At 46.0% G+C, this 1,046-nt stretch carries 2 protein-coding genes; one reads left to right on the top strand and one right to left on the bottom strand.

The features are described from left to right. A partial coding sequence (locus A3766_RS30655; protein WP_197479410.1) for a hypothetical protein occupies positions 1–181 on the top strand: 181 nt, incomplete at its 5' end. Positions 182–384: 203 nt separating this feature from the next. Here A3766_RS30655 and A3766_RS07425 read toward each other — a convergent pair. Further along, positions 385–1,046, bottom strand: a 662-nt coding sequence (locus A3766_RS07425; RefSeq protein WP_156508763.1) for a GGDEF domain-containing protein, incomplete at its 5' end; no start/stop codon positions are given.

Here is a 1,046-nt window from a genome sequence, read left to right on the forward strand (position 1 = left end):
TGATGGCTGTATTTACGTCGGGCATTCCGATAAACGCCGCTGTGATGTAGTCAGCTGGTGTATCGGTCACCTTCTGGAGCAGCTCGAGCCAGATGCCTATGATGCATCACTTAAGAAATGGTCGCATGAAACCTTGCCTATATTGCCCGACGTAAATACAGCCATCAGCTTTGTGGATTGATACGGGTGATGAGCGTATTCAAGTGACAGCGAGTGTTGGCGTAAGTGCCTGCATGCCGAACGAGGAAAGCTCGACTCACGCTTTGGTTGAGATGGCTGATCANGCGCTATAGCCTTCCCCAGACAGGGCTTTTCTGCAATATACAGTTTCATTCATACAAAATACTGTATAAACAAACAGCTATCAAGCAGTTTCACGCCGTCTTAGCCAACTTTTTGCTCAACTCTGTTTCGACCGTTAAGCTTAGCTTGGTATAGCGCCTGATCAGCCATCTCAACCAAAGCGTGAGTCGAGCTTTCCTCGTTCGGCATGCAGGCACTTACGCCAACACTCGCTGTCACTTGAATACGCTCATCACCCGTATCAATCCACAAAGCTTCAATATGCGCCCGAATTCGCTCACCTATCAAAACAGCACCTTCCAATTTGGTCTCAGGTAAGACAACAGCTAACTCCTCTCCACCATAACGGCAAACCAGATCAGGAGGGCGTTTCACCAAACGATACACTTCAGAAGCGACCGTTTTCAGACACTGGTCTCCAGCTTGATGACCATAGGTATCATTGACGGATTTGAAATTATCCAAATCAATCATAATCAAAGCTAATTCTCGCCCATTTCGCCTGCCACGACGAAACTCTCGCTCCATCATTTCATCAAAATAACGACGATTTCTAACCCCGGTGACTTGATCAAGTGTTGATAGATCTTCAAGTTCGGAGTTTAATTTATTGACCTTTTCTAAAGCCAGTCGTAAGTCTCTGGTTCGCTGCTCAACTTCTACCTCTAATGCTTCATTTTGCATCTGCTTGGTCTCGATCAGCTTTTCCTTCACTTGCAAGGTTTCTGCTTCAGCTTTAAAAC

This window comes from Oleiphilus sp. HI0132, from assembly GCF_001635845.1.